Origin of the sequence: Pseudoroseicyclus aestuarii (assembly GCF_003217255.1) — a bacterium.
GTDB classification, from domain to species: domain Bacteria; phylum Pseudomonadota; class Alphaproteobacteria; order Rhodobacterales; family Rhodobacteraceae; genus Pseudoroseicyclus; species Pseudoroseicyclus aestuarii.
In genome coordinates this window covers 878182-903306 of record NZ_QJTE01000001.1, presented here as the reverse complement: position 1 = coordinate 903306, position 25125 = coordinate 878182, and the positions used below count along the sequence as shown (strand labels likewise).

Genomic DNA, 25125 nt, shown 5'->3' with positions numbered 1-25125 from the left:
AGGAGAGTCGATGACCCCGCGCGAGATCGAGCTGGTGCAGACGTCCTTCGCCCGGATCCTTCCGCAGCGCGAAGAGGCGGGTGTGCGGTTCTACGAGATCCTCTTTGCGCGCGACCCCTCGCTGCAGTCGATGTTCCGGGGCGATATGGTCAGCCAGGCCGACAAGCTGATCGGCACGCTCGCACCGGTGGTGGACGGGCTGCACGACCTGCGCGGCATCCTTCCCGTGGCCGAACGGCTGGCCGTCCAGCATGTGGCCTACGGCGTGAAGGCCGAGCATTACGATCTCGTCGGCGAGGCGCTTCTCGACATGTTCGAGGGGCAGCTTGGCCCCGCCTTCTGCGTCACCACGCGCGCGTCATGGCGGCGCGCCTATACGGTCATCGCCGGGGCGATGGTGCGGGCGGCCTATCCGCGCTAGGCCGGTCTAGAAGACGGTGACGGGGGTGCCCAGCATGACCCTGTCGAAAAGCTCGATCGCATCCTCGTTGCGCATGCGGATGCAGCCATTCGAGACCGAGCGTCCGATGCTGGAGGGATCGTTCGTCCCGTGGATGCGGTAGTAGGTGTCGACGCCGTCCTCGTAGAGATAGAGCGCCCGCGCCCCCAGCGGATTGTCGGGCCCGCCGGGCATGCCATCCGCATATTGCTCGTAACGCTCGGGGTCGCGCGCAATCATCTCGTCGGTGGGGCGCCAGCTTGGCCACTCCTCCTTGCGCTCGATGATCGCCTCACCCTTGAAGTCGCGCCCCTCGGCGCCGACGGCAACGCCGTAGCGCATCGCCCGGCCGGGGGTGAGGATGTGGTAGAGGTGGAAGTCGTCCGGAATGACGAAAATCTGCCCCGGCAGCACGGCGGGATCGACCGTGACCTCTTGCGGCATCAGGGCAGGCGCCAGTCCGGCGGCATCCTGCGCGGCGGCGGTCCGGGCCAGCAGCGGCAGGCCGAGGGCGGAGAGAAGGATCTGTCGTCTGTTCATGTCTGGTCCTCGTCTGCGCCCCAAGGCCCGTGGTACCCGGCCCGGGGCGCGGGAAAAAGGGGGCAGGCGGGGACCCTCACGCGGTTGTTCCGGCAGGTGCAGCCCCCCGGACAGCATGAGGGCGCGGCCCGCTCTCGCGGCCCGCGCCCTGGGGTGATCCGGCGAGCTTAGCCCTGCGCGAGATACCTATCCAGAGTAGCCGCGACACCGTCGTTCCACAACATGTGCAATTGGTCAGAGAAGGCGCGGAGGAATTGCAGCTCCTGACCCAATGCGCCGAAAACCATCCGATTGGACAGGAAAGCGGCGGGATCCTCCTTGGCCTTCAGGGCCAGATCCTTGAGCTCGGCATGGTTGTCGTCGTTCGGCGGGATGGCGTTGCCAGCCTCGTCCGTGCCCGCGCAGTAGCGGCACCAGAGCGCGACCTCGAGGGCGAGGCCCTCGATCGGACGGTCCTGCGCCAGCGCGTCGCGGATCGTCGGCAGGATGAACTTGGGTTGCCGGTTCGACCCGTCGAGGCAGAGCCGCGGGATGGTATCGCCGACCTCGGGGTTGGCGAAGCGGGTCGCCACGGTCTGGCGATACTCCTCGTAGTCGGTGCCGGGAATCGGGGCGAGGGTGGGCATGATCTCGCGCAGCTCCAGCGCCTCAAGCCAGCTGGCCACGCGCGGATCGGCCATGGCGTCATGCACGTAGTGATGACCCATCAGCGCAGAGGGGTAGGCGATGGCAGCATGGCCGCCGTTCAGGATGCGCAGCTTCATCAGCTCGAAGGGGGCGACATCCTCGACGAATTCGACGCCGACCTTCTCCAGCGCCGGACGGCCCTGCGGGAAGTCGTCCTCGAGCACCCACTGGCGGAAGGGCTCGCAGGCGACGGGGACGGCATCGGTGATGCCGAAGCGCTCTGCCACCATCTGCCGCTCGCGGTCGGAGGTGGCGGGCGTGATGCAATCGACCATGGAGTTCGGGAAGGCGACATTGCCGTCGACCCAATCGGCGAAATCCGGGTCCGACAGGCGCGCCAGCTCGACCGTGGTGCGGCGGCAGACCTTGCCGTTGTGCGGAAGGTTGTCGCAGGTCATCACCGTAAAGGGCGGCGTGCCCGCCTCGCGCCGCTGGCGCAGCGCCTCGAGGATGATGCCGAAGACGGTCTTGGGCGCGCGCAGGCTGGCGGCATCGGCCTTGATCTCGGGGTGCTCGGCGTTGAAGCCGTCGGTGACGGCATCCACGAAATAGCCGCCCTCGGTCACGGTGAGAGAGACGATGCGGATCGCGGGATCGGTCATGCGCGCGATCGTTTGCGCCGGGTCGACTTCGGCGAAATCGATCATGCTGCCGGTGACGCGGGCCGAAAGGCCGGCGGGGTCAAGCTCCACCACCGTGGTCAGCCAGTCCTGCGCCTTGAGCGCCTCGCGCATCTTCGCGTCGCCCTGCCGCACGCCGGCGCCGAGAATGGCCCAGTCGTGGCTTTCGCCCTGGCCGAAGAGGCGGTCGAGGTAGACCGCCATATGCGCACGGTGGAAGTTGCCGACGCCGACATGGACGATGCCCGCGCTCAGCGCGTCGCGGTCGTAGGCAGGGGTGGTCACGTCGCGCGGCAGGGACTCCAGCGCGGTCTGGTTGAGCGGTGTAGCCATGGCGGCCTCTTTTCTCATGAGTGTCGCCGGAGCGGGATAGATCGCCCCGGCGGGAAGGGATCAGGCGATGCGCAGGCCCTGCTCGTCAAAGCGGTGCAGCTTGCCGTCCTGCGGCGTCAGGTAGACGGTGTCGCCGTGACGCAGCTGGACCTCGCCATCGGCGCGGACGGTGATCATCTCGGCCAGCCCGGTGTCGTGGACGTGGAAGAAGGTGTCCGAACCAAGGTGCTCGGCCACGCCGACGGTGCCGCGCCAGCGCCCGTCGGTGGAGGAGACGTCGAGATGCTCGGGGCGGATGCCGATGGTATGCGCGTCCATCGCCTGCGCCTCGGGCCCCTCGATCAGGTTCATCGTCGGGCTGCCGATGAAGCCGGCGACGAACTTGTTGCGCGGGGTGCGGTAAAGCTCGAGCGGCGTGCCGACCTGCTCGATCTTGCCGGCGCGCAGCACGACGATCTTGTCGGCCATGGTCATGGCTTCGACCTGGTCGTGGGTGACGTAGATCATCGTCGTCTCGAGCCGGTTGTGCAGCTCCGAGATCTCGAGGCGCATGCCGACGCGCAGCGCGGCGTCGAGGTTCGACAGCGGCTCGTCGAAGAGGAAGGCGGCCGGCTCGCGCACGATGGCGCGGCCGATGGCGACGCGCTGGCGCTGCCCGCCCGACAGCTGGCCGGGCCGGCGGTCGAGGTAGTCGGTCAGGTTCAGAACCTTCGCGGCATTGTCGATCCGTCGCTCCTGCTCTTCCTTCGGCATGCCGGCCATCTTCATCGGGAAGGCGATGTTCTTGCGCACCGACATGTGCGGGTAAAGCGCGTAGGACTGGAAGACCATGGCGAGGCCGCGCTTGGCGGGCGGCAGCTCGGTCGCGGCGGTGCCGTCGATGCGGATTTCCCCGCCCGAGACATCCTCAAGCCCGGCGATCAGCCGCAGCAGCGTGGACTTGCCGCAGCCCGAGGGGCCGACGAAGACGACGAACTCGCCGTCTTCGATGGTCAGGTCCAGCGGCGGGATGACCTCGGCATCGCCGAAGCGTTTGGTGACCTTGTCGAGTGTGATGCGTCCCATCGATCCGTCCTTATTTCACCGCGCCGAAGGTCAGACCGCGCACCAGCTGCTTCTGGCTGAACCAGCCGAGGATCAGGATGGGCGCGATCGCCATGGTCGAGGCGGCAGAGAGTTTTGCGTAAAACAGCCCCTCGGGGGAGGAGTAGCTGGCGATGAAGGCCGTGAGCGGCGCCGCCTTCGCGGCCGTCAGGTTCAGCGTCCAGAAAGCCTCGTTCCAGGAGAGGATGACGTTCAGCAGCAGGGTCGAGGCGATGCCCGGCACCGCCATCGGCGTGAGGATGTAGATGATCTCCTTGCGCAGGGAGGCCCCGTCCATCCGCGCCGCCTCGAGGATATCGACCGGGATCTCGCGGAAGTAGGTATAGAGCATCCAGACGATGATCGGCAGGTTCATCAGCGTCAGCACGATCACCAGACCGGTGCGCGTGTCGAGCAGGCCGAACTGCCGGAACAGCAGGTAGATCGGGATCAGCACGCCGACGGGCGGCAGCATCTTGGTCGAGAGCATCCACATCAGGACGTTCTTGGTCTGCTTGCCCGGCACGAAGGCCATGGCCCAGGCCGCGGGGACGGCGATGATCAGCCCGATGACGGTGGAGCCCAGCGAGATCACGACCGAGTTCCAGAAGTGCCGGAAGTAGCTCGAGCGCTCCTGCACCGTGGTGTAGTTCTCGAAGGTCCAGTCGAAGTTCAGGAACTGCGGCGGGAAGGCGACGGCTGCCGCCTCCGTCTTGAAGCTGGTGAGGATGGTCCACAGGATCGGGAAGAAGATCAGCAGACCGATGATCCAGGCGGCGATGGTGTTGATCGCCTTGCGCTGCGGTGTGACGGCTCTGGCCATGGTTATGCGTCCAGGTTCTTGCCGATCGCGCGCATCAGGAAGATGGCGACGATATTGGCGAGGATGATGGCGATCACGCCCCCGGCAGAGCCGCCGCCGACGTCGAAGTTCAGCAAGGAGCGGGCGTAGACGAGGTAGGTCAGGTTGGTCGAGGCATTGCCCGGACCGCCGTTCGTGGTCACGAGGATCTCGGCGAAGACCGAGAGCAGGAAGATCGTCTGGATCAGCACCACGACGGTGATCGCCCGGCTCAGGTGCGGCAGGGTGATGTACCAGAAGCGCGACAGGGCGCTGGCGCCGTCCATCTCGGCCGCTTCCATCTGCTCGCTATCGAGCGACTGGATGGCGGTCAGCAGGATCAGCGTGGCGAAGGGCAGCCACTGCCAGGAGACGATGAAGGTGATCGAGGCGAGGGGCGCCTGCGTCAGGAAGTCATAGGGCGCCATGCCGAGCTTTGGCAGGAGCCAGGCGAATAGCCCGTTGACCGGGTTCATGAAGAGGTTCTTCCAGACCAGCGCGGAGACGGTGGGCATCACGAAGAAGGGCGCAATCACGAGGATGCGCACGATGCCCTGTCCCCACATCGGCTGATCGAGAAGGATCGCCAGCAGGACCCCCAGCACCACGGTCGCGATCAGCACGCCGCCGACCAGCAGCAGGGTATTGATCAGCGCGGTCCAGAAGGCGGGGTTCTGGATGAACAGCTTGTAGTTCATCAGCCCGACCCAGGGATGCGCACCGGGCATCAGCAGGTTGTAGCGCTGGAACGAGAAATAGAGCGTCATGCCGAGCGGGATCAGCATCCAGGCCAGCAGCAGCAGCACGGCCGGAGAGATCATGACGCGCGCGGCGGATCGGGAATGCTGGGTGGCCATTCTGGTCCTCGGTCACACGGGGGGACTGGCGCGGCTCCGCATGGCGGGCAGGCGGGCTGGGCCGGTCGCTGTCGGGTGGGGGCGTTGGGGGTGGCGGGGCCGGAGATCCGGCCCCGCCGCTGCGGCTTGGGTTACTCGATGTAGCCCGAGGCCGTCATTTCCTGCGTCGTGATCTGCTGCGCCTGGCTCAGCGCGGCTTCCGCATCCATCTGCCCGGCAAGCGCGGCCGAGAAGGCCTGGCCAACCGCCGTGCCGATGCCCTGGAACTCGGGGATCGAGACGAACTGGGCGCCGGTGTAGGGGATTTCCTGCACGGAGGGCGCGTTGGTGTCGACCGCGTCGATCGATTCCAGCGTCATCGCGGCGAAGGGCGCAGCGTCCTGGTATTCCGCGTTCTCATAGAGCGAGGTGCGGGTGCCCGGAGGCGCGGCACGCCAGCCCTCTTCAGCGGCGACGAGATCGGTGTAGCCCTTGGAGGTCGCCCAGGCGACGAACTGCTTGGCCGCTTCGACGTTGCCGGAGCTAGAGGGGATCGCCAGGTTCCAGGACCACAGCCAGTTGCCGTGGTTGTCGACGCCGTCCTTGTTCGGGAACTGGGCGAAGCCGACGTTGTCCGCGACGGTCGATTCATCGGGGTCGGTCACGAAGGAGGCGGCGACGGTGGCGTCGATCCAGATGCCGCAGCGGCCCTGCTGGAACAGCGCCAGGTTCTCGTTGAAGCCGTTGTTCGCGGCGCCCGGAGGACCGTAGTTCTCCATCATGTTGAGGTAGTCCGACAGGGTGGCGGTCCACTCGGGGCTGTCGAATTGCGGCTGCCAGTCCATGTCGAACCAGCGCGCGCCGTAGGAGTTCGACATGGCGGTGATGAAGGCCATGTTCTCGCCCCAGCCGGCCTTGCCGCGCAGGCAGATGCCGTAGGTGCCGTTGTCGGGATCGTTGAAGGCCTCGGCGGCGGCCATCACGTCGGTCCAGGTGGGCTGGTCCGGCATGTCGATGCCAGCCTCTTCGGCCAGATCGGTGCGGTACATGACCATCGCCGATTCGCCGTAGAAGGGCGCGGCATAGAGCGTGCCGTCGACGGACAGGCCGCCGGCGATGGCGGGCAGCAGGTCGTCCGCGTCGTAATCCTCGGGCATGTCCTCGAGCGGGGCCAGCCACTGCTGGTTGGCCCAGATCGGCACTTCGTAGTTGCCGATGGTGATCACGTCGTACTGGCCGCCGTTGGTGGCGATGTCGGTGGTCACGCGCTGGCGCAGCACGTTCTCTTCCAGCGTCACCCACTCAAGCTGGATGTCAGGATGCTCGCTGGTGAAATCGTCGGTCAGCCCCTGCATGCGGATCATGTCGCCGTTGTTCACGGTCGCGATCGTGAGGGTCTGGGCCGAGGCGGCCGTCGCGCCAATAGCGCAAAGTGCGGTGGCGCCGAGCAGAGCACGGGTCATCGAAGTCATCGGTGTCCTCCCTTAGACAAGCTAGGGCAATTGCCTAGCGACTGGGCAAATACTCATCCAGCTATGCGCTGCTGTCAATGCCGATCATACAAAAGGCAGGGGGCTCCGGCTTGTGCCGGGCCCTTGGGCGGTGTGAGAATCGGGGGGTGGGCGCCCTGTGCACCCGAAAGGCGTCAGCGCTGCTGCAGCAGGCCTTCGGCGGTCGCCTCGTTGGTGACGACGCCGTTGATCAGCCGCCCGCGCAGCGCCGCGCGCAGGCTGGGCAGTTTCGAGGGGCCGACGGCGACGCCGATGACCAGCTGATCGCCCGCCTGCTCCAGCGGCGCGCTGGCGACGCGGCGATTGAAGTCGCAGTCGATGATTCGACCCTGGTCGTCGAAGATCCAGCTGGTGATCTCGCCCGCCGCGCCGGCGGCGGCCACGGCCTCCAGCTCGGCCCGGGTCAGGAAGCCGTCGACATGCAGCGGCGCGCTGTCGTCCATCTGCCCGATGCCGACCAGCGTGAGGTCGGCGCGGGCGCAGAGCGCCATGGTATTGCGCACCGGCTCCTGCTCGAGCATGCCGCGCAGCTCGTCCTGGTCGTGGGCGACGACCGGCAGCGGGTAGGGGTAGTGCCGCGCGCCGACCCGTTCGGCCATGCGGATGACCGCGTTGTAGGGCGTGGCCGATCCGTCCAGCATCATGTTGCCCAGCCGGCTGACGATGCGGTGCTGCGGGCAGTCCATCTGCGGCAGCTGCTCGACCACGGCGCGCAGGGCGCGGCCGGTGCCAAGGGCGACGATCTTCTCCTCGGGCGATTTCAGCAGGCGCTCGATCTCGACCGCGGCAGCGATGGCGACGCCGCTCAGCAGCTCTGGCGCGTCGGGATCGGAGGGGACGACCTCGGCCAGCTGCAGGCCGAAGCGCTCGCTCAGCTGACCGGCCAAGTCCATGCAGCGCCCGATCGGATGATCGAGCCGCACCTTCACCAGCCGCTCGGAGACCGCGAGGCTGACCAGCCGCTGCGCCGACTGGCGCGAGACGCCCAGCTTGCGCGCGATCTCGTCCTGGGTGTTGCCGGCGACGTAGTACAGCCAGCCGGCGCGGGCCGCATCGTCGAGCCGCGTGGTCTCTGGCGTGAAACGTCCGACGGTCACCCGGTTTCCCCCTCGATCAGCGCAGGTAAGTCGCGCCAGTCGTCCAATGACAGCACCCCCGGCGGCGTGTCAAACCGGGCGCCTTGCAGATGCGCGCCCCCGGTGAAATGCACCGCCGCCATGCCCGCGGCGCGTGCGGCGGCCAGCCCCGGGGCGCTGTCCTCGACCACGAGGCAGCCTGCGGGCGCCGCGCCCATGACCCGGGCGGCATGCTCGAAGAGATCCGGCGCCGGCTTGCCCCGCGCCACCTCAGAGGCGGTGAAGACGCGCGGGTGCAGGGCGTCGAGCCCGGCCACCTGAAGCGCGCGCGCCGTGCGCTGCGGCGAAGAGGAGGTGGCGACGCACCAGGGCACGCGCAGCCGGGGCAGCACCTCGAGCACATACGGCATCGGGCGCAGCTCGGCATCGAAGCGCGCGAGCAGCCGGGCACGATAGTCGGCTTCGAAGCTGTCGGGCAGGTCGAGGCCGAAGGCCTCGCGGATATGGGCGGCGACGGTGGGGAAGCTGCGGCCAAGGAAATGCCTGCGGACATGCTCGGCATCGAGGGTCAGCCCCCGCTCGGCCAGCAGCGCAAGCAGGACCTGCGCCGAGAGCACCTCTGAATCGATCAGGACGCCGTCGCAGTCGAGAATGAGGAGATCGGGGGCCATGGCCGCGCCTTATGCGCGAAGCGGCCCCGTCAGGCAATTGCGGCCGGGGCCGGGCACGAAAAAGGGGGCGCCGCACGGACGCCCCCTGATCTGGTCATGCCGGCCGGATCACTCGGCGGCGTGGCTGGTGTCGACGCCGGCATTCTCGGTCTTGGCGTGGGTCAGCGCCTCACGCACGCCGGCGCCATAGGCCGGGTCCACCTGGTCGAAGAGCGCCAGCTGACGCTCGACGATGAACTCGGGCACGCCGGTCATCGCGGTCGCGATATTGCCGAAGAGGCGGCTCTTCTCGCCCTCGTCGAACATCTGGAACAGCGCCCGCGGCTGGCTGAAGTGATCGGCCTCGGAGCGATACTCGTAGCGGTCGACCTCGCCCTCGTAGCGGTGCGGCGGCTCGGCGACGCTGGGATCCTCGACCGGCCCGCCGAAGCTGTTGGGCTCGTAGTAGGCGTCGGGGTTGGTCTTCAGGCCGAAGGGCATGGTGCCGTCGCGGTGGTAGTGGTTCACCTCGGACTTGGGCTTGTTCACCGGCAGGCTGTCGTAATGCGTGCCGATCCGGTAGCGGTGCGCGTCCGGGTAGCTGAACAGGCGCCCCTGCAGCATCTTGTCGGGCGAGAAGCCGATGCCCGGCACGACGTTGGACGGGTTGAAGGCCGATTGCTCGATCTCCGAGAAGTAGTTCTCGGCATTGCGGTTCAGCTCGAACTCGCCGACCTTGATCAGCGGGTACATGTCATGCGGCCAGACCTTGGTCAGGTCGAAGGCGGACCAGCCGGTCTTGGCCTGGAAGTCCTTGGCCTCCATCTCGGGCATCACCTGGATGAACATATCCCAGGCGGGGGTGCCGCCGGCCTCGATCGTGCCGAAAAGCGCCTCCTGATAGGTCTCGCGGCTCTTGCCGATGACCTCGACGGCCTCGTCGTTGGTGAAGTGCTTGTGGCCCTGGCGGGTCTTGAAGTGGAACTTCACCCAGTAGCGCTCGCCCGCGTCGTTCCACAGGCTGAAGGTGTGGGAGCCGTAGCCGTTCATGTGCATCGGCGTCTGCGGCAACCCGCGATCCGACATCAGGATGGTGACCTGGTGCAGGCTTTCGGGGCAGAGCGACCAGAAGTCCCACATCGCGGTGGCCGAGCGCATGTTGGTCTTGGGGTGACGCTTCTGCGTGTGGATGAAGTCCGGGAACTTCAGCGGATCGGCGACGAAGAAGACGGGGGTGTTGTTGCCGACGAGGTCCCAGTTGCCCTCCTCGGTGTAGAACTTCAGCGAGAAGCCGCGAACGTCGCGTTCGGCATCCGCCGCACCCTGTTCGCCGGCCACGGTCGAGAAGCGGGCGAGCAGCGGCGTCTCGGTGCCCGGCTGCAGGACCTTGGCGCGGGTGTACTTGCTGACGTCCTCGGTCACGCGCAGGGTGCCGTAGGCGCCCCAGCCCTTGGCGTGCACGATCCGCTCGGGGATGCGCTCGCGGTTCTGGTGGGCCAGCTTCTCGATCAGCTGGTAGTCCTCGAGCAGGACCGGGCCGTCGCGGCCCACGGTCTTGGAGTTCTGGTTGCTGGCGATGGGCGCGCCGGAGGATGTCGTCAGGCGGGGTCTGTCGGACATGGATGGCTCCTGGATGGCTGTCTCTTGCGCGGCGTTATCGCGTCCCCCGCCGCCGATGACCAATCGGAATGGCTGGCCTCTGCCATAAGGTTTGCTTATCATGGCGCCATGAGCCCATCATTGAAACAGTTGCGCTACTTCGTGGCGCTGGCGGATGCCGGCGGCTTCGGCCGCGCCGCCGAGACGGTGCATGTCACCCAGCCCGCCCTCAGCCAGCAGATCAAGGAGCTGGAGGGCCAGCTCGGCGTGCGGCTGGTCGACCGGCTGCCGCGCGGCATCCAGCTGACCCGGCCGGGGCAGGAGGTGCTGACCCGCGCCCGCCGCATCCTGACCGAGGTCGGCGATCTGGCGCAGGCGGCGCAGCGGGCAGGGGGCCTGTCGGGGCGGCTGCGGCTGGGCGTGATCCCGACCGTCGCACCCTACCTGCTGCCGCTGGCGCTGACGCAGCTGAGGGCGCGGGATCTCTCGCTCGATATCCGGGTGCGCGAGGCGCAGACGGGCGACCTGCTGGACGGGCTGCGGCAGGGCCGCCTCGACGCGGTGCTCTGCGCGCTGCCGCTGGGCGATCCGGACCTGAGCGCCGAGCCGCTCTTCGAGGACCGGTTCGTCCTCGCCGGATCGCGCGCCCGCCTTGCGCCCTTTGCCGAGGCGCCCGACCGGCTGCGGCCCGCCGAGGTCTCGCCCGACCAGCTTCTGCTGCTGGACGAGGGGCATTGCCTCGCCGATCAGGCGCTCGAGGTCTGCGGTCTTCCGGCGCGGCGGCAGGTCGATCTCGGCGCTTCCTCGCTGGCGACGCTGGTGGGGCTGGTCTCCGAAGGCTTCGGCCTGACGCTGCTGCCCGAACTGGCGCTCCGGGCCGAGACGGCGGCGGCGCCGGACCTCGCCCTCATGCGGTTCGCCGCGCCGGAGCCCGCGCGCCAGCTCGCCCTCGTCCGGCGGCGGGGCAGCAGCGATGATGGCTGGTCCAAGGCGATCGGTGCCGTCCTGCGGCAGGCGGGCGAGGGGCTGGTGGCGCAGGCGCGGGCGCAGCTCCCCTGACATGCATGGCCGCATCCCGCCCCCGGGCGATGGACTTCGCGGCTCTGCGCCCTTAAGTTCGATATGAAACGATATTCCGAGGGCATCATGCGCGATCTCAAGATCCCCGCCGGCCGCCATCCCGAAAAGGCCGCGCGCCCCGACAGCGCGCCGCAGCCGAAGAAACCGGACTGGATCCGGGTCAAGGCGCCGACCTCCGAAGGCTACCGCCAGACCCGCGAGACCATCCGCGAGCATCGGCTTGTCACGGTCTGCGAAGAGGCAGGCTGTCCCAACGTCGGTGAATGCTGGTCCCAGGGCCACGCCACCATGATGATCATGGGCGAGATCTGCACCCGCGGCTGCACCTTCTGCAACGTCGCCACCGGCCGCCCAGACGCGCTCGACGTGTTCGAGCCCGGGCGCGTCGCGGATGCCGTGGCCAAGCTGGGGCTGAACCACGTCGTCATCACCTCCGTCGACCGCGACGATGTCGAGGATGGCGGCGCCGAGCATTTCGCCCAGACGATCCGCGCCATCCGCCGCCGCAGCCCCGGCACCACGATCGAGATCCTGACGCCCGACTTCCTGCGCGCCAAGCCCGGCAGCCTCGAGGTCGTGGTCGAGGCGCAGCCGGACGTCTTCAACCACAACCTCGAGACGGTGCCCGGCCTCTATCCCGGCGTCCGCCCCGGCGCGCGCTACTTTCACTCCCTGCGGCTTCTGCAGCGGGTGAAGGAGATGGACCCGGCAATGTTCACCAAGTCCGGGATCATGGTCGGGCTGGGCGAGGAAAAGCAGGCCGTCCACCAGGTGATGGACGACATGCGCGCCGCGGACATCGATTTCCTGACCGTGGGCCAGTACCTTCAGCCGACGCCCAAGCACCATGCCGTCGACCGCTTCGTGACGCCCGAGGAATTCGCCGATTACGAGCGCGCGGCGCGTGGCAAGGGCTTCCTGATGGTCTCGGCGACGCCGCTCACGCGGTCGTCCTACCACGCGGGCGACGATTTCGCGCGCCTGCGCGAGGCGCGGCAGGCCCGGCTCGGCACCACGGCCTGATCCCCGGGCACTCTGGACGCCGCCGCGCCCGCGGGCGATAACCTCTCTTGGGGATGAGGGAGGCGAGGATGCAACGGATACTGGTGGCCGGTCTTGCCGTCTCGGCGGTGACGGCGCTCGCGGCGGGGCAGACCGCCCGCCCGGCGATGCCGGACTCCTTGCGCGAGGCTCTGCCGCAGCCGCTGGACGAGAGCGCATGGCCGCCCCTCGACGAGGGTGCCGCGCAACTTGGGCAGCTCCTGTTCTACGATCCGATCCTCTCGGGTAACCGCGAGGTCGCCTGCGTCACCTGCCACCATCCGGCTTTCGGCACCTCCGACGGGCTGTCGCTGCCGCTTGGCGACGGCGGGCATGGCCTCGGCCCCGCGCGGGTTGCGGATGCCGCGAACCTTCCCGAGCAGCGGGTGCCGCGCAACAGCCAGGCGCTGTGGAACACCTCGGCGCATGACTACGTCTCGATGTTCCACGACGGCCGGGTCGAGGCCGATGCGACGCGGCCCACGGGCATGCGCACGCCGCTGGAGGAGGAGATGACCCAAGGCTTCGACTCGATCCTCTCGGCGCAGACCATGTTCCCGGTGCTATCCGCCGATGAGATGGCCGGGCATTATTCGGAGAACGAGGTCGCGCAGGCGGTACGGCTGGGCATCCTTACGGGGCCCGGCGGCGCCTGGGACCTGATCGCTCGCCGCGTCGCGGGGGTGCCGGAGTACGCCGAGCGCTTTGCCGCGGTCTATGGTCGCGCGCCGGAGGAGATCGCTTTCACCGATATCTCCAACGCCTTGGCCGCCTTCATCAATTTCGAGTTCCGCTCGGACGACAGCCCCTTCGACGCGGTGCTGCGGGGCGATGGGCGGCTCGATCCGTTGGCCGAGCGGGGCATGGCGCTGTTCTACGGCGAGGCCGGCTGTTCGGCCTGCCACGCCGGGCCCTTCCTCACCGACCACGGCTATCATGCCATGGGCGCGCCGCAGCTGGGGCCGGGCAAGGGCGCCCGCTTCGAGATCGGCGCGAAGGACGAGGGGCGGTTCCGTGTGACCGGCGATCCGGAGGATCTTTATGCCTTCCGCACGCCCTCTCTGCGCAACGTGGCGCTGACCGCGCCCTATGGCCATGCCGGCGGCCATGCGACGCTGGGCGCGTTCCTGCGCGATCATGCCGATCCCGTGGCGGCGCTGGCGCGCTACGACCGCGCGCAGGTGGTGCTGCCCGCGCTTGCGGTCGAGGATTGGGCCGAGCTGGACGATCCCGCAGAACTCGAGGCCATCGCAAGCTCCGTCACCGCGCCGCCCGTGACGCTGGACGAGGCGGATATGCAGGCGCTTCTGGCCTTCCTCGATGCACTGACCGACCCGGTGGCGGAGGCCGGTCGGCTGGGCATCCCCGAGACTGTCCCCAGCGGCTTGCCGGTGCCCGCGCCGTAGCAAGGCGGAGCGCTTCCGCGCGTTCCTTTACAGCAGGTTGCAGCGCGACGCTGATCCGATGCCGCCGCTACGGCTGCCAATCCATTGGCAGATCAAGGCAGAGCAGAGCGATCCAGCAGAAGAACGGCACCGGCTTCGGCAGGATGCGGCCCCGTGACGGTGCCATCCGGCCACTCCACGCGCACCGATACCTCTTCCTCGGCCCCAAGGCCGAAATGCAGCGGCAGGAGCTGCCCGCCGGCATGGCCGCCGCCGATCACCCTTTGCCGCGACTGGCTGCGGTCCCTGGCGGTCACCGTCACACGGGCGCCGATGGCGTCGCGGTTGCCGCCGGGCTGGCGCAGGTCCAGGCCCAGCCAATGGCCGGCGCCCTCTGTCACGTTGCGCCAGACCTCGAAGGGCGCGCGGCGGTTGTTCACCACCAGATCGACCCGCCCGTCGCCATCGAGATCGGCCAGTGCGCCGCCGCGGGCACGGGCGTCGCTGTCGATCCCGGCCTCCATCGCTGCCTCGACGAAGCTGCCATCAGGCTGCTGCATCAGCAGGTTGTTGGGATCGCGGATCGCGTTAGAGGGCATCTGGTCGACATTGCCCTTGGCGATGAAGAGATCGAGCAGCCCGTCGTTGTCGATATCCTCGAACTGCGCGTGCCAGCCGGTCGAGGGGCGCCCATCGTCGCCGCGATAGGGCCGCTGCGCGTAGGAGCCGATCTCGTAGGGGGCGGCGGCATAGCTGCCGTCGGGCTGCGCGATCTGCAGCAGCTGGTCGCCCATCGAGGTCAGCATGACCTCGTCCCGCCCGTCGCCCGTCAGGTCGGCGCTGGCGATGCCCATGCCCCAGATCGAGATCGGCGCCCAGCCATCCGCCTCGGTGAGGAAACGCCGGTCAGCGATGTCCCACATCTGCTCGTAGCCGCCGCGCACGTAGTATTGCCGGTCGTTCGATAGGCGCAGGGTCTGGCGACCTCGCGCATCGCGGGCCGCCAAAAGCGAGAGCGGGCAGAAGCCGGGGGATAGAGCGCTGGCGGTCCAGCCGTCCTCTGCCGGCTCGATCAGGGTATTGTCGTCGCAGGCGAAGAAGGGCCCCTCGGGGTCGTCGCGGTCGACGTAATTGCCGACGGCCATATGCGGGCGCCCCTCGTCCTGCCACCATGCGGTAAAGGCCGTGGACCAGGCCGCGCCGCCGGGAATAGAGAAGGCCTCCTCGAAGCCGCAGCGGGGCTGGCCGCGCAGCACCCGGTTTTCTCCGGCGCGCAGGACGAAAAGGTCGAGATGCCCGTCCGCATCGATGTCGATGGGGTAGGCGCCGGTGACGCCCGTCATCTCGGGGAAAGACGCGGCGGAAAAGCGCATCTCGCCGTCGTTGTGCAGCAGCAGCGCCGGGCTGTCGCCGCCGGCGAGGAAAACCTCCGGAAGGGCATCGCCGTCGCAGTCGAAGACGGCCACGCCGCCGCCGACGAAATGCTCCCACCCGCCGGTGTACTGGTGCTCGGGCACCGAGACAGGCTCGAACCGCGGCTGCGCAATGGCGGCGGCGGGCAGGGCGCAGAGCGCCAGCGCCAGCCCCCTCATGCCCGGGCCTCGAAGCGGTCTGCCAGGGCGGCCTCGGTGACCGCCGAAAGGGCGAGCGCGCTGGCGCCCCGCGCCCAGGCCATATCGCCCCAGGCGTGGATCTCGACCGGGCAGGGCGGCCGGCTGTTCGGCATCCCCAGCGAGGCCATCTCGGCCAGCACCTCCTCGGCGTAGAGGTAGTCGTATCTCATGCGTTCTCCCGAGAGGATGATCAGCGCCGGGTCGTAAAGCTGCACGACGTTCGACAGCCCCAGCGCGAGGTAGCGGCCCGCGCGTTCGAAGATGGTGCGCGCGGTCTCGTTACCGCCCTTCGCCTCGGCATAGAGCGCCTCGAGCATGGCGAGGGGGCTTTGCAGGTTGCGGCTGGACCGCCCGAGGGCGATGCCGGCCTCGCGCGCGAGGGCATAGTCCGCGACATAGGCCTCAAGGCAGCCGCGCTTGCCGCAGCGGCAAAGCGCGCCGTCGAGGTGCACCTTCATGTGCCCCAGCTCCAGCCCCATGCCGCGGGTCCCGCGCCAGAGCCGGTTGCCGAGGACGAGGCCCATGCCGACGCCGTTCTCGATGGTCACGACGACGAAATCCGACAGCGCGCGGCCGGCGCCGAACCACAGCTCCGCAAGGGCCAGCACGTTGGAATCGTTCTCGACCAGCACCGTCACGCCCAGCCGCTCCTCCATCGCCGCCTTCAGCGGCACGTCGCGCCCGTCGAGAAGCGGGGACCATGGCACGATGCCGGTCTCGTGGTCGGCAGGCCCCGCGACGCCGAGGCCGACGGCGCCGAGGGCCGAGCGGTCGCGGCCCTGCATCAGCTCCTCGACCAGCCCCTCGGCCTCGTCGCAGGTCTGCGCCAGCGTCTTGCGAATGGGCGCGGTCGGCAGGCTCGCCTCGGCGAGGACCGTGCCGGCGAAGTCGACGAGGACGGCGGAATGGCGTTCATCGGACAGCTTGATGCCCACCACGAGGCGCCCCTCGGGCACCACCTCGAGCGCGACGGGGGGACGGCCGCGCCCCTCGCTGCGGCCCGCGCCCTGCACCTCGCGCAGGAGGCCTAGGGCGATCAGCTCCGAGGTGAGGGTGGTCACCGAGCCGGCGCTGATCGACAGGGCGCGGGTGACATCGGCGCGGGCGGCGCGCCCGGTGCCGCGGACATAGTCGAAGATTTGCTGGCGCAGGGGGCGCCCGTCGCGCCCGCCGCCGCACAGAAGCGGGCCGCAGCCCGGCGGCCCCTCGGCCAGCGCCTCGAGGCCCGCGGACGGGGCAGGGCCCTTCGCGGCCCTCTGCGACGCGTCGAGTCGCGGCTTTTTCATAATTCACCCCCCGAAGTATATCGCCGCTCCTACCCGGCGATGGACACAGTCTGGCGAAACATGCGCCGCTGTGACAGGGGCTTTCGCGCTTTTTGTCGGTTTTCAGGCAAAATATAATTTGACAAGCGAACAAATATTCGAGTGTCTTGGCACTGGGAGAACCGGAGCCGGGACGAGAGTCGCGGCAAGCCGGGCGGAGCGCTAAATACAGGGAGGTCCCCATGCGCCATACACTCGTGGCCGCCGTCGCACTGACGGCCGGCCTGACATCGACCGCAGCCATTGCCCAGGACAGCGACGTCACCGTCGGCGTCAGCTGGTCCAACTTCCAGGAAGAGCGCTGGGCCACCGACGAGCGGGCGATCCGCGGCGCGCTGGACGAAGCCGGGGCCGAGTACATCTCGACCGACGCGCAGTCCTCGTCCTCCAAGCAGCTGTCGGACGTCGAAAGCCTGATCGCCCAGGGCGCCGACGTGCTGATCATCCTCGCGCAGGACACGCAGGCCATCCTGCCCGCCGTCCAGTCCGCGACGAACGAGGGCATCCCGGTCATCGCCTACGACCGCCTGATCGAAAGCCCCGACGCCTTCTACCTGACCTTCGACAACATCGAAGTCGGCCGGATCCAGGCGCAGAACATCCTCGATGTGCAGCCGACCGGCAACTACGTGATGATCAAGGGCTCGCCCACCGATCCGAACGCCGACTTCCTGCGCGGCGGCCAGCAGGAAGTGCTGCAGGACGCGATCGACGCCGGTGACATCACCATCGTCGGCGAGGCCTATACCGACCAGTGGCTGCCCGCCAACGCGCAGCGCAACATGGAGCAGATCCTGACGGCCGAAGGCAACGCGGTCGATGCCGTCGTCGCCTCGAACGACGGCACCGCCGGTGGCGCCGTGGCCGCGCTGACCGCGCAGGGCCTCGACGGGATCCCGGTCTCGGGCCAGGACGCCGACTTCGCCGCGCTGAACCGCATCGCGCTCGGCACCCAGACCGTCAGCGTCTGGAAGGACAGCCGCGACCTGGGCGCCCGCGCCGGCGAGATCGCGCTCGAGCTGTCCGACGGCACCGCGATGAGCGATCTGGAAGGCGCCGAGGAATGGACCTCGCCCTCCGGCACCACGCTCTGGGCCGAGTTCCTTGAGCCGGTGGCGATCACGCAGGACAACCTCGACACCATCGTCGATGCCGGCTGGATCACCCAGGAAGAGCTGTGCCAGGGCGTCACGGACGGCCCCTCGCCCTGCAACTGATACACGGGCGGGGGCCGCAGGGCCCCGCCTGACCCTATCGCAGCCCCGCCCGATTGCTCGGTGCGGGGCTGCCCCAACCCCGAGATCCTCCCCATGACCGACACTTCGACCGACGATGGAACGGGCGGCGGCAAGCCGAACTCCCAGGCGCCATCGCGCAGCTTCATCAACCAGCTCGAGATCGACCTGCGCCTGCTGGGCATGCTGGGCGCCTTCATCGTCGTCTGCATCGTCTTCAACGTGCTGACCGACGGGCGTTTCCTGACGCCGCGCAACATCTTCAACCTGACGATCCAGACGGTCAGCGTGGCGATCATGGCCACCGGCATGGTCTTCGTGATCGTCACCCGCCATATCGACCTGTCGGTCGGCGCGCTGCTGGCGACCTGCTCGGCCGTGATGGCCATGCTGCAGACCGACTGGCTCGTGGGCTTTGCCGGCATGGGGCTGAACACGCCGATGCTGGCCTGGATCGCGATCCTCGGCGGCATCGCCGTCGGCGCCGGCATCGGTGCCGCGCAGGGCTGGCTCGTGGGCTACCAGGGCATCCCGGCCTTCATCGTCACGCTCGGCGGCCTGCTCGTCTGGCGCAACGTCGGCTGGTACATCACCAACGGCCAGACCATCGGCCCGCTCAACGACACCTTCCAGCTCTTCGGCGGCATCAACGGCACGCTGGGTGTGACCTGGAGCTGGATCGTCGGCGCGGTCTGCAGCGTCTTGGCGGTGCTGATGCTGATCTCGGGACGGCGCAACAAGACGCGCCACGACTTCCCGGTCAAGCCGCTCTGGGCCGAGGTCGTCGTGGGCGCCGTCTGCGTCGCCGCGATCATGGGCCTGATCTGGGTGCTGAACTCCTACACCATTCCCTCGCGCGTGCTCGAGCGTAGCTTCGCCGCCCGCGGCGAGACCATGCCCGAAGGCTTCTCCACCGGCTACGGCCTGCCTGTCTCGGTGCTGCTGCTGATCGGCGTGGCGATCGTGATGACCGCCGTCGCCCGCAAGACGCGGCTGGGCCGCTACATCTTCGCGACCGGGGGCAATCCCGACGCGGCAGAGCTGTCGGGCATCAACACCCGCCTGCTGACCGTCAAGGTCTTCGCGATCATGGGCGCGCTGGTGGCGCTGGCCGCCGTCGTCGCCTCGGCCCGTGCGACCTACCACTCGAACGACATCGGCACGCTCGACGAGCTGCGGGTGATCGCCGCCGCCGTCATCGGCGGCACCGCGCTCGCCGGCGGTCTCGGCACGATCTACGGCGCCATCCTCGGCGCGCTGATCATGCAGTCGCTGCAATCGGGCATGGCGATGGTCGGCGTCGATGCGCCGCTGCAGAACATCGTCGTCGGCGGCGTCCTCGTCCTCGCCGTCTGGATCGACATCGTCTACCGCCGCCGTCTGGGAGGGCAGTGATCATGGCCGAAGTGAACCGCAGCGGAACGCCGCTGGTCGAGATGCGCGACATCCGTATCGCCTTCGGCGGGGTGCAGGCGGTCGATGGGGTTTCCATCGACCTCCACCCCGGCGAGGTGGTCGGCCTGCTCGGCCACAACGGCGCCGGCAAATCGACGCTGATCAAGATCCTCTCGGGCGCCTACCGGCAGGATTCGGGCGAGATCCGGATCAACGGCGAGGTGGCGACGATCCATTCGCCCCGCGACGCCCGGCGCTACAACATCGAGACGATCTACCAGACGCTCGCGCTGGCCGATAACCTGAACTCCAGCCAGAACCTGTTCCTGGGGCGCGAGCTGACGACGCCGCTGGGCTTCGTCGACGATGCGAAGATGGAGGCCGAGACCAAGAAGATCATGGCTCGCCTCAACCCCAACTTCAAAAAGCTCTCGGTGCCGGTCTCGGCGCTGTCGGGCGGGCAGAGGCAGTCGGTCGCCATCGCGCGGGCGGTCTACTTCAACGCCCAGATCCTGATCATGGACGAGCCGACCGCCGCGCTCGGCGTGCATGAAAGCGAGATGGTCGCCGACCTGATCAAGGAGCTGAAGGCACAGGGCCTCGGCATCTTCCTGATCAGCCACGACACGCGCGAGATGATGGCGCTCTGCGACCGCGTCAGCGTGATGAAGAACGGCCAGCTCATCGGCAACGAGCGGGTCGAGGACGTGACCGAGGATGACATCCTGTCGATGATCATCATGGGCAAGAACCCCAAGCGCGAAGCGGCCTGAGGGCTGGCCTCGCGCCTGCGGCGGGCGGAGGCGGCTTGACGCCCCCGCCCGCAGACCGCACGACAGGCCCCGTAAGGGGCTGTGAGGAGACACCACCATGTTCATCGGACTCGATCTCGGGACCTCCGGGCTGAAGGGGGTCGTGATCGACGACGCCCAGGCGATCCTGGCGGAGGCCGTCGCCCCGCTCGAGGTGCAGCGTCCGCAGGACGGCTGGTCCGAGCAGAAGCCGGCAGACTGGCTGACCGCCGCCGAAGAGGTGATGGACGCGCTGCGCGCCGCAGTCGATCTGTCGCGCGTGAAGGCCATCGGCCTCTCGGGCCACATGCACGGCGCGACGCTGCTGGACAGCGCCGGCGAGGTGCTGCGCCCCTGCATCCTGTGGAACGACACCCGCAGCCATGAAGAGGCTGCCGCACTCGACGCCGATCCGCGCTTTCGCGAGATCACCGGCAATATCGTCTTTCCCGGCTTCACCGCGCCCAAGCTTTCCTGGGTCAAGAAGAACGAGCCGAAGATCTTCGGGCAGGTCGCCAAGGTGCTGCTGCCGAAGGATTACCTGCGCCTCTGGCTGACCGGCGAGGCCGTGGCCGAGATGTCGGATGCCGCCGGCACCGCCTGGCTCGACGTCGCGAAGCGCGACTGGTCGGACGATCTGCTGGCCGCCACGGATCTGAGCCGCGAGCAGATGCCGCGCCTCGTCGAAGGCTCCGAGCCCTCGGGCAAGCTGCGGGCAGAGCTCGCCTCGCGTTGGGGCCTCGGCGCCAATGTCGTGATCGCGGGCGGCGGCGGCGATAATGCCGCCAGCGCCGTCGGCGTCGGCGTGGTCAAGCCGGGGCAGGCCTTCGTCAGCCTCGGCACCTCGGGCGTGCTCTTCGCCGCCTCGGATGCCTACCAGCCCGATGCCGCGAGCGCCGTGCATACCTTCTGCCACGCCCTGCCGGGCACATGGCACCAGATGGGCGTGATCCTGGCCGCCGCCGATGCGATGAACTGGTTCGCCCGCGTGCTGGGCAGCCCCGCTGCCGCGCTGACGCAGGACCTCGGCCCGCTCGAGACGCCGGGACGGCCGCTGTTCCTGCCCTACCTCGGCGGGGAGCGCACGCCGCACAACGATTCCGCCGTGCGCGGCGCCTTCCTCTACCTCGATCACGCGACCGACCGGCCTGCGATGGTGCGCAGCGTTCTCGAGGGCGTGACCTTCGCGATCCGCGACAGCTTCGACGCGCTGGAAGGGACCGGGACCAAGATCGACCGGCTGCTGGCCGTCGGCGGTGGCACGCGCTCGGACTACTGGGTCAAGGCGATTGCCACGGCTCTGGACTGCGCCGTCGATCTGCCGGTCTCCGGCGATTACGGCGGCGCCTTCGGCGCGGCGCGTCTGGCGATCATGGCCGGGACTGATGCCGGGCCCGAGATCGCCAGCACCCCGCATATCGCCCGCACGATCGAGCCCGATCGCAGCCTGACAGGCGCCTTCTCCGAGGCGCATGCCCGTTACCGCGCTGCCTATCAGGCGCTGAAACCCCTGGCCTGACCGGCCGGACCGAGACCTTTAGGGAGTGAGACTTTGACCGATTTCTTCAAGGGGATCCCCGAGATCCGTTACGAGGGCCCGGACAGCGACAACGAGTTCGCCTTCCGGCACTACAACCCCGACGAGATGGTGATGGGCAAGCGGATGGAAGAGCATCTGCGCTTCGCCGCCGCCTGGTGGCACAGCTTTGCCTGGGAGGGCGGCGATCCCTTCGGCGGGCGCACCTTCGACCGGCCCTGGTTCGACGACAGCATGGCCTCGGCCAAGCTGAAGGCCGACGTCGCCTTCGACATGTTCCGCATCCTCGACGTGCCGTTCTTCTGCTTCCATGACGTCGACGTGCGCCCCGAGGGCGCGACTTTCGCCGAGACGACGCGCAACCTCGAAGAGATCGTCGATCACATCGGCACCCACATGGAGAGCGCGAAGACCAAGCTCCTTTGGGGCACGGCGAACCTCTTCTCGCACCGCCGCTTCATGTCCGGCGCGGCCACGAACCCCGACCCGGAGGTCTTTGCCTTCTCGGCCGCGACGATCAAGACCTGCATGGATGCCACCCACAAGCTGGGCGGCGCGAACTACGTCCTCTGGGGCGGGCGCGAGGGCTACGAGACGCTGCTGAACACCGACCTCAAGCGCGAGCGTCAGCAGGCCGGCCGCATGCTGAGCATGGTCGTCGATTATGCCAAGAAGATCGGCTACGACGGCCAGATCCTGATCGAGCCCAAGCCGCAGGAGCCGACGAAGCACCAGTACGACTACGACGTCGCGACGGTCTACGGCTTCCTCAAGGAGTTCGGCCTCGAGAACGATGTAAAGGTGAACATCGAGCAGGGCCACGCGATCCTCGCCGGCCACAGCTTCGAGCACGAGCTGGCGCTGGCCTCGGCGCTTGGCATCTTCGGCTCGATCGACATGAACCGGAACGACTACCAGTCCGGCTGGGATACCGACCAGTTCCCGAACAACGTCCCCGAGACGGCCATGGCCTATCTCGAGGTGCTGAAGGCGGGCGGCTTCAAGACCGGCGGCACCAACTTCGACAGCAAGCTGCGGCGCCAGTCGCTCGATCCCGAGGACCTGATCCTCGGCCATGTCGGCGGCATGGATGTCTGTGCACGCGGCCTGAAGGCCGCGGCCGCGATCCTTGAGGACGGCGGCTTCGAAGCGGCGCGCGAGGCGCGTTACGCGGGCTGGAACGAGAGCTTCGGCAAGGACCTGCTGCAGTCCGACCTATCGTCGATCTACGACCAGGTCGCCAAGGGCGGCATCGACCCGCAGCCCCGCTCGGGCCGCCAGGAGCGGCTGGAGAACCTGATCAACCGCTTCGTCTGAGGCGGCATCGCGGGCGGAAAGCGCCGGGGGCTTCGCGCCCCCGGACCCCCGCGGAGTATTTTCAGAAACATGAAGGGGGCGCGGCCGTGAGGGCGCGCCCCCTTGCCGTCAGGCGCCTGCGAGTTCGGCCCAGATCGGCAGGTGGTCCGAGGCATGGGGCGCCGGGGGCGCGGCCCAGACGCCGCTTTGCGTGAGCCGGAGGCCTTCGGAGGTGGCGATCCTGTCCAGCGCCGCGACCGGGCGGCGGCTATGGAAGCTGCGTCCGGGGGCATGGACGGTGAAGGCGCCATGCGTGAGACGCCCCAGTCCGGTGCGGCGCGACCATTCGTTGAAATCGCCCGCGATGACGGTCGGCATCGGCGGCAGCCGCGACAGCATCTCGAGTATCGCGACGAGTTGCAGGCGGCGCGAGGCGCGCAACAGGCCGAGATGGGCGCCGACGACGCGCAGCGGGCCGATCGCGGTCTGAAGATCGGCGGCAACGCAGCCACGCGGCTCCAGCCCCGGCAGGTGATGACGGTGCAGAGCCGTCACCGGGATCCCGGGGCGCAGCAGGATGGCATTGCCGTGCCAGCCGAGGCTTCGCGCGGATTGTCCCAGCTCTGCCGGGACGAGGCCGGTCAGGCCGGCGATCTCGGCGGCGGGCAGGGCGGTGGGGCGCGGGCCGAGGCGCAGGTCGGCCTCCTGCAGCACCACGGCATCCGCATCCAGTGCAGCGATGACGGTGCAGGTCCGGCGCGGGTCGCGGCGCCGGTCGGTGCCGAGGGCCTTGCGGATGTTGTAGCTGGCGAGGCGGAGAGTCATGGGCCAGCCCCTACAGCAGAGGCGCGCCGAGGCGAAAGACCCCTTCGGCCAGGCGCCGCCAGAAGGAGGCGGGCGGAAGGCCGCGCTGCGCGCCCGTGCCCGAAGCCTCGTACCAGTTCGCAAGCCAGGCGACGCTGGGCGCGTCGTAGACGAAGAGCGCCAGTTCGAAGTTCAGCAGCATCGAGCGGATATCGACGTTCGGCGATCCGGTCCAGGCGGCCGCGTCGATCACCGCCATCTTCGCGTGGCTCATGGTTGGGCGGCGCAGGATCGTGGCGCCTGCATCCTCGAGCGCGCGCAGGTAGCCGCCGCGGGCGAAATCGGTGACACGGTGGTTCGAGCGGTCGGGAACCGTGATGCGCACGTCGACGCCGCGCCGGGCCGCCGTGGCGAGGGCCGCGCCCAGCCCTTCCGTCGGCAGGAAGTAGGGCGTGTGGATCCAGACGCGGGAGGTCGCGGCATGGATCATCTGCACCAGCACGTCGTGGAAGGGATCGCCCCGCACGTCCGGCCCCGAGGGCACGGGCTGCACGCAGGCCGTGGCGCCGGGCGCTGGCGGCACCTCGGGGGCGGGCTCGGGCGGGTTGCCGCCTGCGGTGGCCCAGTCCGAGCGGAAGACCTCGTCGATGGTGCGCACCGCCGCGCCCCCCTCGAGGGTGTAGGAGATGTCGTCCCAGCGCGTGGGATCGGCCTCGGGGCCGAGGTAGCTGGCGCCGGCGTTGCGGCCACCGGCCCAGACGCGGGTGTTGTCGGCGATCACAGTCTTGCGGTGGTTGCGCAGGTTGAAGTGGCCTTTCGACGGCAGGCGCAGCAGCGGCGAGAAGGTACGCACCTCGCCCCCCGCGCGGGAAAGCGCGCGCAGCGCACCGCGCGGGCGCAGGAAGCCGCCCAGCTCGTCGACCAGAAGCCGCACGGCGATGCCCTCGGCGGCGCGGGCCTCGAGACGGGCGAGCAAATCGCGCCCGACCGCGTCGTTCTCGATCAGGTAGAGCGTCACGTCGATGCGGCTGGTAGCGCTGTCGACAAGGGCGAGCAGCGCCTCCCAGGCCTCTTGCCCGTCGCGGTGCAGGTGCAGCGCGCTCCCCGTGCAGGCGGCGGGGATGCCGAAGGCGCGCAGCGCCTCGGCCGGGCCGCCGGCGGGATCGGCGCGGCTGGCGGCGGTACCCGTGAAGGGGATCGCAGGGTAGCGCGAGCCCTGCTTGCGGAAGCCGAGCATCAGGAACAGCGGCAGCGCCAGCCAGGGCACCACCACGATGAACAGGAGCCAGGCCGCAGCCGATTGCGGCGTGCGGCGCTGCTGCAGCACGAAGAGCGTAGCGAGGAGCGCCGCGGCCGAGATGACGACCGTGACGAGGTGAGTGTCGAGCCAGATCATGCGTGCGCGCCG

22 protein-coding genes are annotated in these 25125 nt (G+C 68.7%); 9 read left to right on the top strand and 13 right to left on the bottom strand.

Features of this window, described 5'->3' with window-relative positions:
- Positions 1 to 10: 10 nt before the first annotated feature.
- Positions 11 to 421, top strand: coding sequence for a globin domain-containing protein (locus DFP88_RS04230; protein ID WP_110813166.1), 411 nt, complete (start codon positions 11 to 13; stop codon positions 419 to 421).
- A gap of 6 nt (positions 422 to 427) precedes the next feature.
- On the opposite strand, the gene DFP88_RS04225 is transcribed toward DFP88_RS04230, so the two are convergent.
- The 9 genes from DFP88_RS04225 to DFP88_RS04185 form a co-directional block, all read right to left on the bottom strand.
- On the bottom strand, positions 428 to 979 hold the full coding sequence (locus DFP88_RS04225) for a L,D-transpeptidase (protein WP_181418552.1): 552 nt from the start codon (positions 977 to 979) through the stop codon (positions 428 to 430).
- Between the two features lie 167 nt (positions 980 to 1146).
- Positions 1147 to 2619 (bottom strand): mannitol dehydrogenase family protein, encoded by a 1473-nt coding sequence (locus DFP88_RS04220; RefSeq protein ID WP_110813165.1) that lies wholly within the window; start codon positions 2617 to 2619, stop codon positions 1147 to 1149.
- 60 nt (positions 2620 to 2679) lie between these two features.
- Positions 2680 to 3684, bottom strand: coding sequence for an ABC transporter ATP-binding protein (locus tag DFP88_RS04215; RefSeq protein WP_110813164.1), 1005 nt, complete (start codon positions 3682 to 3684; stop codon positions 2680 to 2682).
- Positions 3685 to 3694: 10 nt separating this feature from the next.
- On the bottom strand, positions 3695 to 4525 hold the full coding sequence (locus tag DFP88_RS04210) for a carbohydrate ABC transporter permease (protein WP_110813163.1): 831 nt from the start codon (positions 4523 to 4525) through the stop codon (positions 3695 to 3697).
- 2 nt (positions 4526 to 4527) lie between these two features.
- Positions 4528 to 5400, bottom strand: coding sequence for a carbohydrate ABC transporter permease (locus DFP88_RS04205; RefSeq protein WP_110813162.1), 873 nt, complete (start codon positions 5398 to 5400; stop codon positions 4528 to 4530).
- 131 nt (positions 5401 to 5531) lie between these two features.
- The gene (locus DFP88_RS04200; RefSeq protein WP_110813161.1) at positions 5532 to 6851 is read right to left on the bottom strand and encodes an ABC transporter substrate-binding protein; all 1320 of its coding nucleotides are present in this window, start codon (positions 6849 to 6851) and stop codon (positions 5532 to 5534) included.
- A 173-nt stretch (positions 6852 to 7024) separates the two neighbouring features.
- Complete coding sequence (locus DFP88_RS04195) at positions 7025 to 7987, bottom strand: sugar-binding transcriptional regulator (RefSeq protein WP_110813160.1); 963 nt, start codon at positions 7985 to 7987, stop codon at positions 7025 to 7027.
- Positions 7984 to 8637 carry an HAD family hydrolase gene (locus tag DFP88_RS04190; RefSeq protein ID WP_110813159.1) on the bottom strand — a complete coding sequence of 218 codons (654 nt, stop codon included), beginning with the start codon at positions 8635 to 8637 and terminating at the stop codon, positions 7984 to 7986. Before DFP88_RS04190 ends, DFP88_RS04195 begins: the two co-directional genes overlap by 4 nt.
- A gap of 108 nt (positions 8638 to 8745) precedes the next feature.
- On the bottom strand, positions 8746 to 10236 hold the full coding sequence (locus DFP88_RS04185; protein WP_110813158.1) for a catalase: 1491 nt from the start codon (positions 10234 to 10236) through the stop codon (positions 8746 to 8748).
- Between the two features lie 108 nt (positions 10237 to 10344).
- On the opposite strand from DFP88_RS04185, the gene DFP88_RS04180 reads away from it, so the two are divergent.
- From DFP88_RS04180 to DFP88_RS04170, 3 genes are all read left to right on the top strand, one after another.
- Positions 10345 to 11274, top strand: a complete 930-nt coding sequence (locus DFP88_RS04180) for a hydrogen peroxide-inducible genes activator (protein ID WP_110813157.1) — start codon at positions 10345 to 10347, stop codon at positions 11272 to 11274.
- 87 nt (positions 11275 to 11361) lie between these two features.
- The gene (lipA, locus tag DFP88_RS04175) at positions 11362 to 12318 is read left to right on the top strand and encodes a lipoyl synthase (RefSeq protein ID WP_110813317.1); all 957 of its coding nucleotides are present in this window, start codon (positions 11362 to 11364) and stop codon (positions 12316 to 12318) included.
- A 68-nt stretch (positions 12319 to 12386) separates the two neighbouring features.
- Entirely contained in the window at positions 12387 to 13742 is a 1356-nt protein-coding gene (locus DFP88_RS04170) for a cytochrome-c peroxidase (protein WP_425450803.1), read from the top strand.
- A gap of 92 nt (positions 13743 to 13834) precedes the next feature.
- On the opposite strand, the gene DFP88_RS04165 is transcribed toward DFP88_RS04170, so the two are convergent.
- Both DFP88_RS04165 and DFP88_RS04160 read right to left on the bottom strand, forming a co-directional pair.
- Entirely contained in the window at positions 13835 to 15313 is a 1479-nt protein-coding gene (locus DFP88_RS04165) for a CRTAC1 family protein (protein ID WP_110813156.1), read from the bottom strand.
- Positions 15310 to 16620 carry an ROK family protein gene (locus tag DFP88_RS04160; RefSeq protein ID WP_110813155.1) on the bottom strand — a complete coding sequence of 437 codons (1311 nt, stop codon included), beginning with the start codon at positions 16618 to 16620 and terminating at the stop codon, positions 15310 to 15312. The genes DFP88_RS04165 and DFP88_RS04160 overlap by 4 nt, the downstream gene beginning before the upstream one ends.
- Before the next feature lie 221 nt (positions 16621 to 16841).
- On the opposite strand from DFP88_RS04160, the gene xylF reads away from it, so the two are divergent.
- The 5 genes from xylF to xylA all read left to right on the top strand — a co-directional run bounded on the left by xylF (position 16842) and on the right by xylA (position 22934).
- Entirely contained in the window at positions 16842 to 17876 is a 1035-nt protein-coding gene (gene xylF, locus DFP88_RS04155; protein ID WP_110813154.1) for a D-xylose ABC transporter substrate-binding protein, read from the top strand.
- A gap of 93 nt (positions 17877 to 17969) precedes the next feature.
- Positions 17970 to 19289, top strand: coding sequence for a sugar ABC transporter permease (locus DFP88_RS04150; RefSeq protein WP_110813153.1), 1320 nt, complete (start codon positions 17970 to 17972; stop codon positions 19287 to 19289).
- A gap of 2 nt (positions 19290 to 19291) precedes the next feature.
- Positions 19292 to 20062: an ATP-binding cassette domain-containing protein gene (locus DFP88_RS04145; RefSeq protein ID WP_110813152.1), complete on the top strand. Its 771-nt coding sequence runs from the start codon at positions 19292 to 19294 to the stop codon at positions 20060 to 20062.
- Between the two features lie 97 nt (positions 20063 to 20159).
- The gene (gene xylB, locus DFP88_RS04140) at positions 20160 to 21599 is read left to right on the top strand and encodes a xylulokinase (RefSeq protein ID WP_110813151.1); all 1440 of its coding nucleotides are present in this window, start codon (positions 20160 to 20162) and stop codon (positions 21597 to 21599) included.
- Between the two features lie 33 nt (positions 21600 to 21632).
- A complete protein-coding gene (gene xylA, locus DFP88_RS04135) occupies positions 21633 to 22934 on the top strand; it encodes a xylose isomerase (RefSeq protein WP_110813150.1) in 1302 nt (433 codons plus the stop codon).
- A gap of 108 nt (positions 22935 to 23042) precedes the next feature.
- Here xylA and DFP88_RS04130 read toward each other — a convergent pair whose 3' ends face one another.
- Both DFP88_RS04130 and DFP88_RS04125 read right to left on the bottom strand, forming a co-directional pair.
- Complete coding sequence (locus tag DFP88_RS04130; RefSeq protein WP_110813149.1) at positions 23043 to 23738, bottom strand: endonuclease/exonuclease/phosphatase family protein; 696 nt, start codon at positions 23736 to 23738, stop codon at positions 23043 to 23045.
- Positions 23739 to 23748: 10 nt separating this feature from the next.
- Positions 23749 to 25113, bottom strand: a complete 1365-nt coding sequence (locus DFP88_RS04125) for a phospholipase D-like domain-containing protein (RefSeq protein ID WP_110813148.1) — start codon at positions 25111 to 25113, stop codon at positions 23749 to 23751.
- Positions 25114 to 25125: the final 12 nt, after the last annotated feature.

Excerpts from the sequence above, each read along its gene's own strand:
- DFP88_RS04230 (WP_110813166.1), top strand. The coding sequence starts at position 11 with ATGACCCCGCGCGAGATCGAGCTGGTGCAGACGTCCTTCGCCCGGATC.
- DFP88_RS04225 (WP_181418552.1), bottom strand. The coding sequence starts at position 979 with ATGAACAGACGACAGATCCTTCTCTCCGCCCTCGGCCTGCCGCTGCTG.
- DFP88_RS04220 (WP_110813165.1), bottom strand. The coding sequence starts at position 2,619 with ATGGCTACACCGCTCAACCAGACCGCGCTGGAGTCCCTGCCGCGCGAC.
- DFP88_RS04215 (WP_110813164.1), bottom strand. The coding sequence starts at position 3,684 with ATGGGACGCATCACACTCGACAAGGTCACCAAACGCTTCGGCGATGCC.
- DFP88_RS04210 (WP_110813163.1), bottom strand. The coding sequence starts at position 4,525 with ATGGCCAGAGCCGTCACACCGCAGCGCAAGGCGATCAACACCATCGCC.
- DFP88_RS04205 (WP_110813162.1), bottom strand. The coding sequence starts at position 5,400 with ATGGCCACCCAGCATTCCCGATCCGCCGCGCGCGTCATGATCTCTCCG.
- DFP88_RS04200 (WP_110813161.1), bottom strand. The coding sequence starts at position 6,851 with ATGACTTCGATGACCCGTGCTCTGCTCGGCGCCACCGCACTTTGCGCT.
- DFP88_RS04190 (WP_110813159.1), bottom strand. The coding sequence starts at position 8,637 with ATGGCCCCCGATCTCCTCATTCTCGACTGCGACGGCGTCCTGATCGAT.
- DFP88_RS04185 (WP_110813158.1), bottom strand. The coding sequence starts at position 10,236 with ATGTCCGACAGACCCCGCCTGACGACATCCTCCGGCGCGCCCATCGCC.
- DFP88_RS04180 (WP_110813157.1), top strand. The coding sequence starts at position 10,345 with ATGAGCCCATCATTGAAACAGTTGCGCTACTTCGTGGCGCTGGCGGAT.
- lipA (WP_110813317.1), top strand. The coding sequence starts at position 11,362 with ATGCGCGATCTCAAGATCCCCGCCGGCCGCCATCCCGAAAAGGCCGCG.
- DFP88_RS04170 (WP_425450803.1), top strand. The coding sequence starts at position 12,387 with ATGCAACGGATACTGGTGGCCGGTCTTGCCGTCTCGGCGGTGACGGCG.
- DFP88_RS04165 (WP_110813156.1), bottom strand. The coding sequence starts at position 15,313 with ATGAGGGGGCTGGCGCTGGCGCTCTGCGCCCTGCCCGCCGCCGCCATT.
- DFP88_RS04160 (WP_110813155.1), bottom strand. The coding sequence starts at position 16,620 with ATGAAAAAGCCGCGACTCGACGCGTCGCAGAGGGCCGCGAAGGGCCCT.
- xylF (WP_110813154.1), top strand. The coding sequence starts at position 16,842 with ATGCGCCATACACTCGTGGCCGCCGTCGCACTGACGGCCGGCCTGACA.
- DFP88_RS04150 (WP_110813153.1), top strand. The coding sequence starts at position 17,970 with ATGACCGACACTTCGACCGACGATGGAACGGGCGGCGGCAAGCCGAAC.
- DFP88_RS04145 (WP_110813152.1), top strand. The coding sequence starts at position 19,292 with ATGGCCGAAGTGAACCGCAGCGGAACGCCGCTGGTCGAGATGCGCGAC.
- xylB (WP_110813151.1), top strand. The coding sequence starts at position 20,160 with ATGTTCATCGGACTCGATCTCGGGACCTCCGGGCTGAAGGGGGTCGTG.
- DFP88_RS04130 (WP_110813149.1), bottom strand. The coding sequence starts at position 23,738 with ATGACTCTCCGCCTCGCCAGCTACAACATCCGCAAGGCCCTCGGCACC.
- DFP88_RS04125 (WP_110813148.1), bottom strand. The coding sequence starts at position 25,113 with ATGATCTGGCTCGACACTCACCTCGTCACGGTCGTCATCTCGGCCGCG.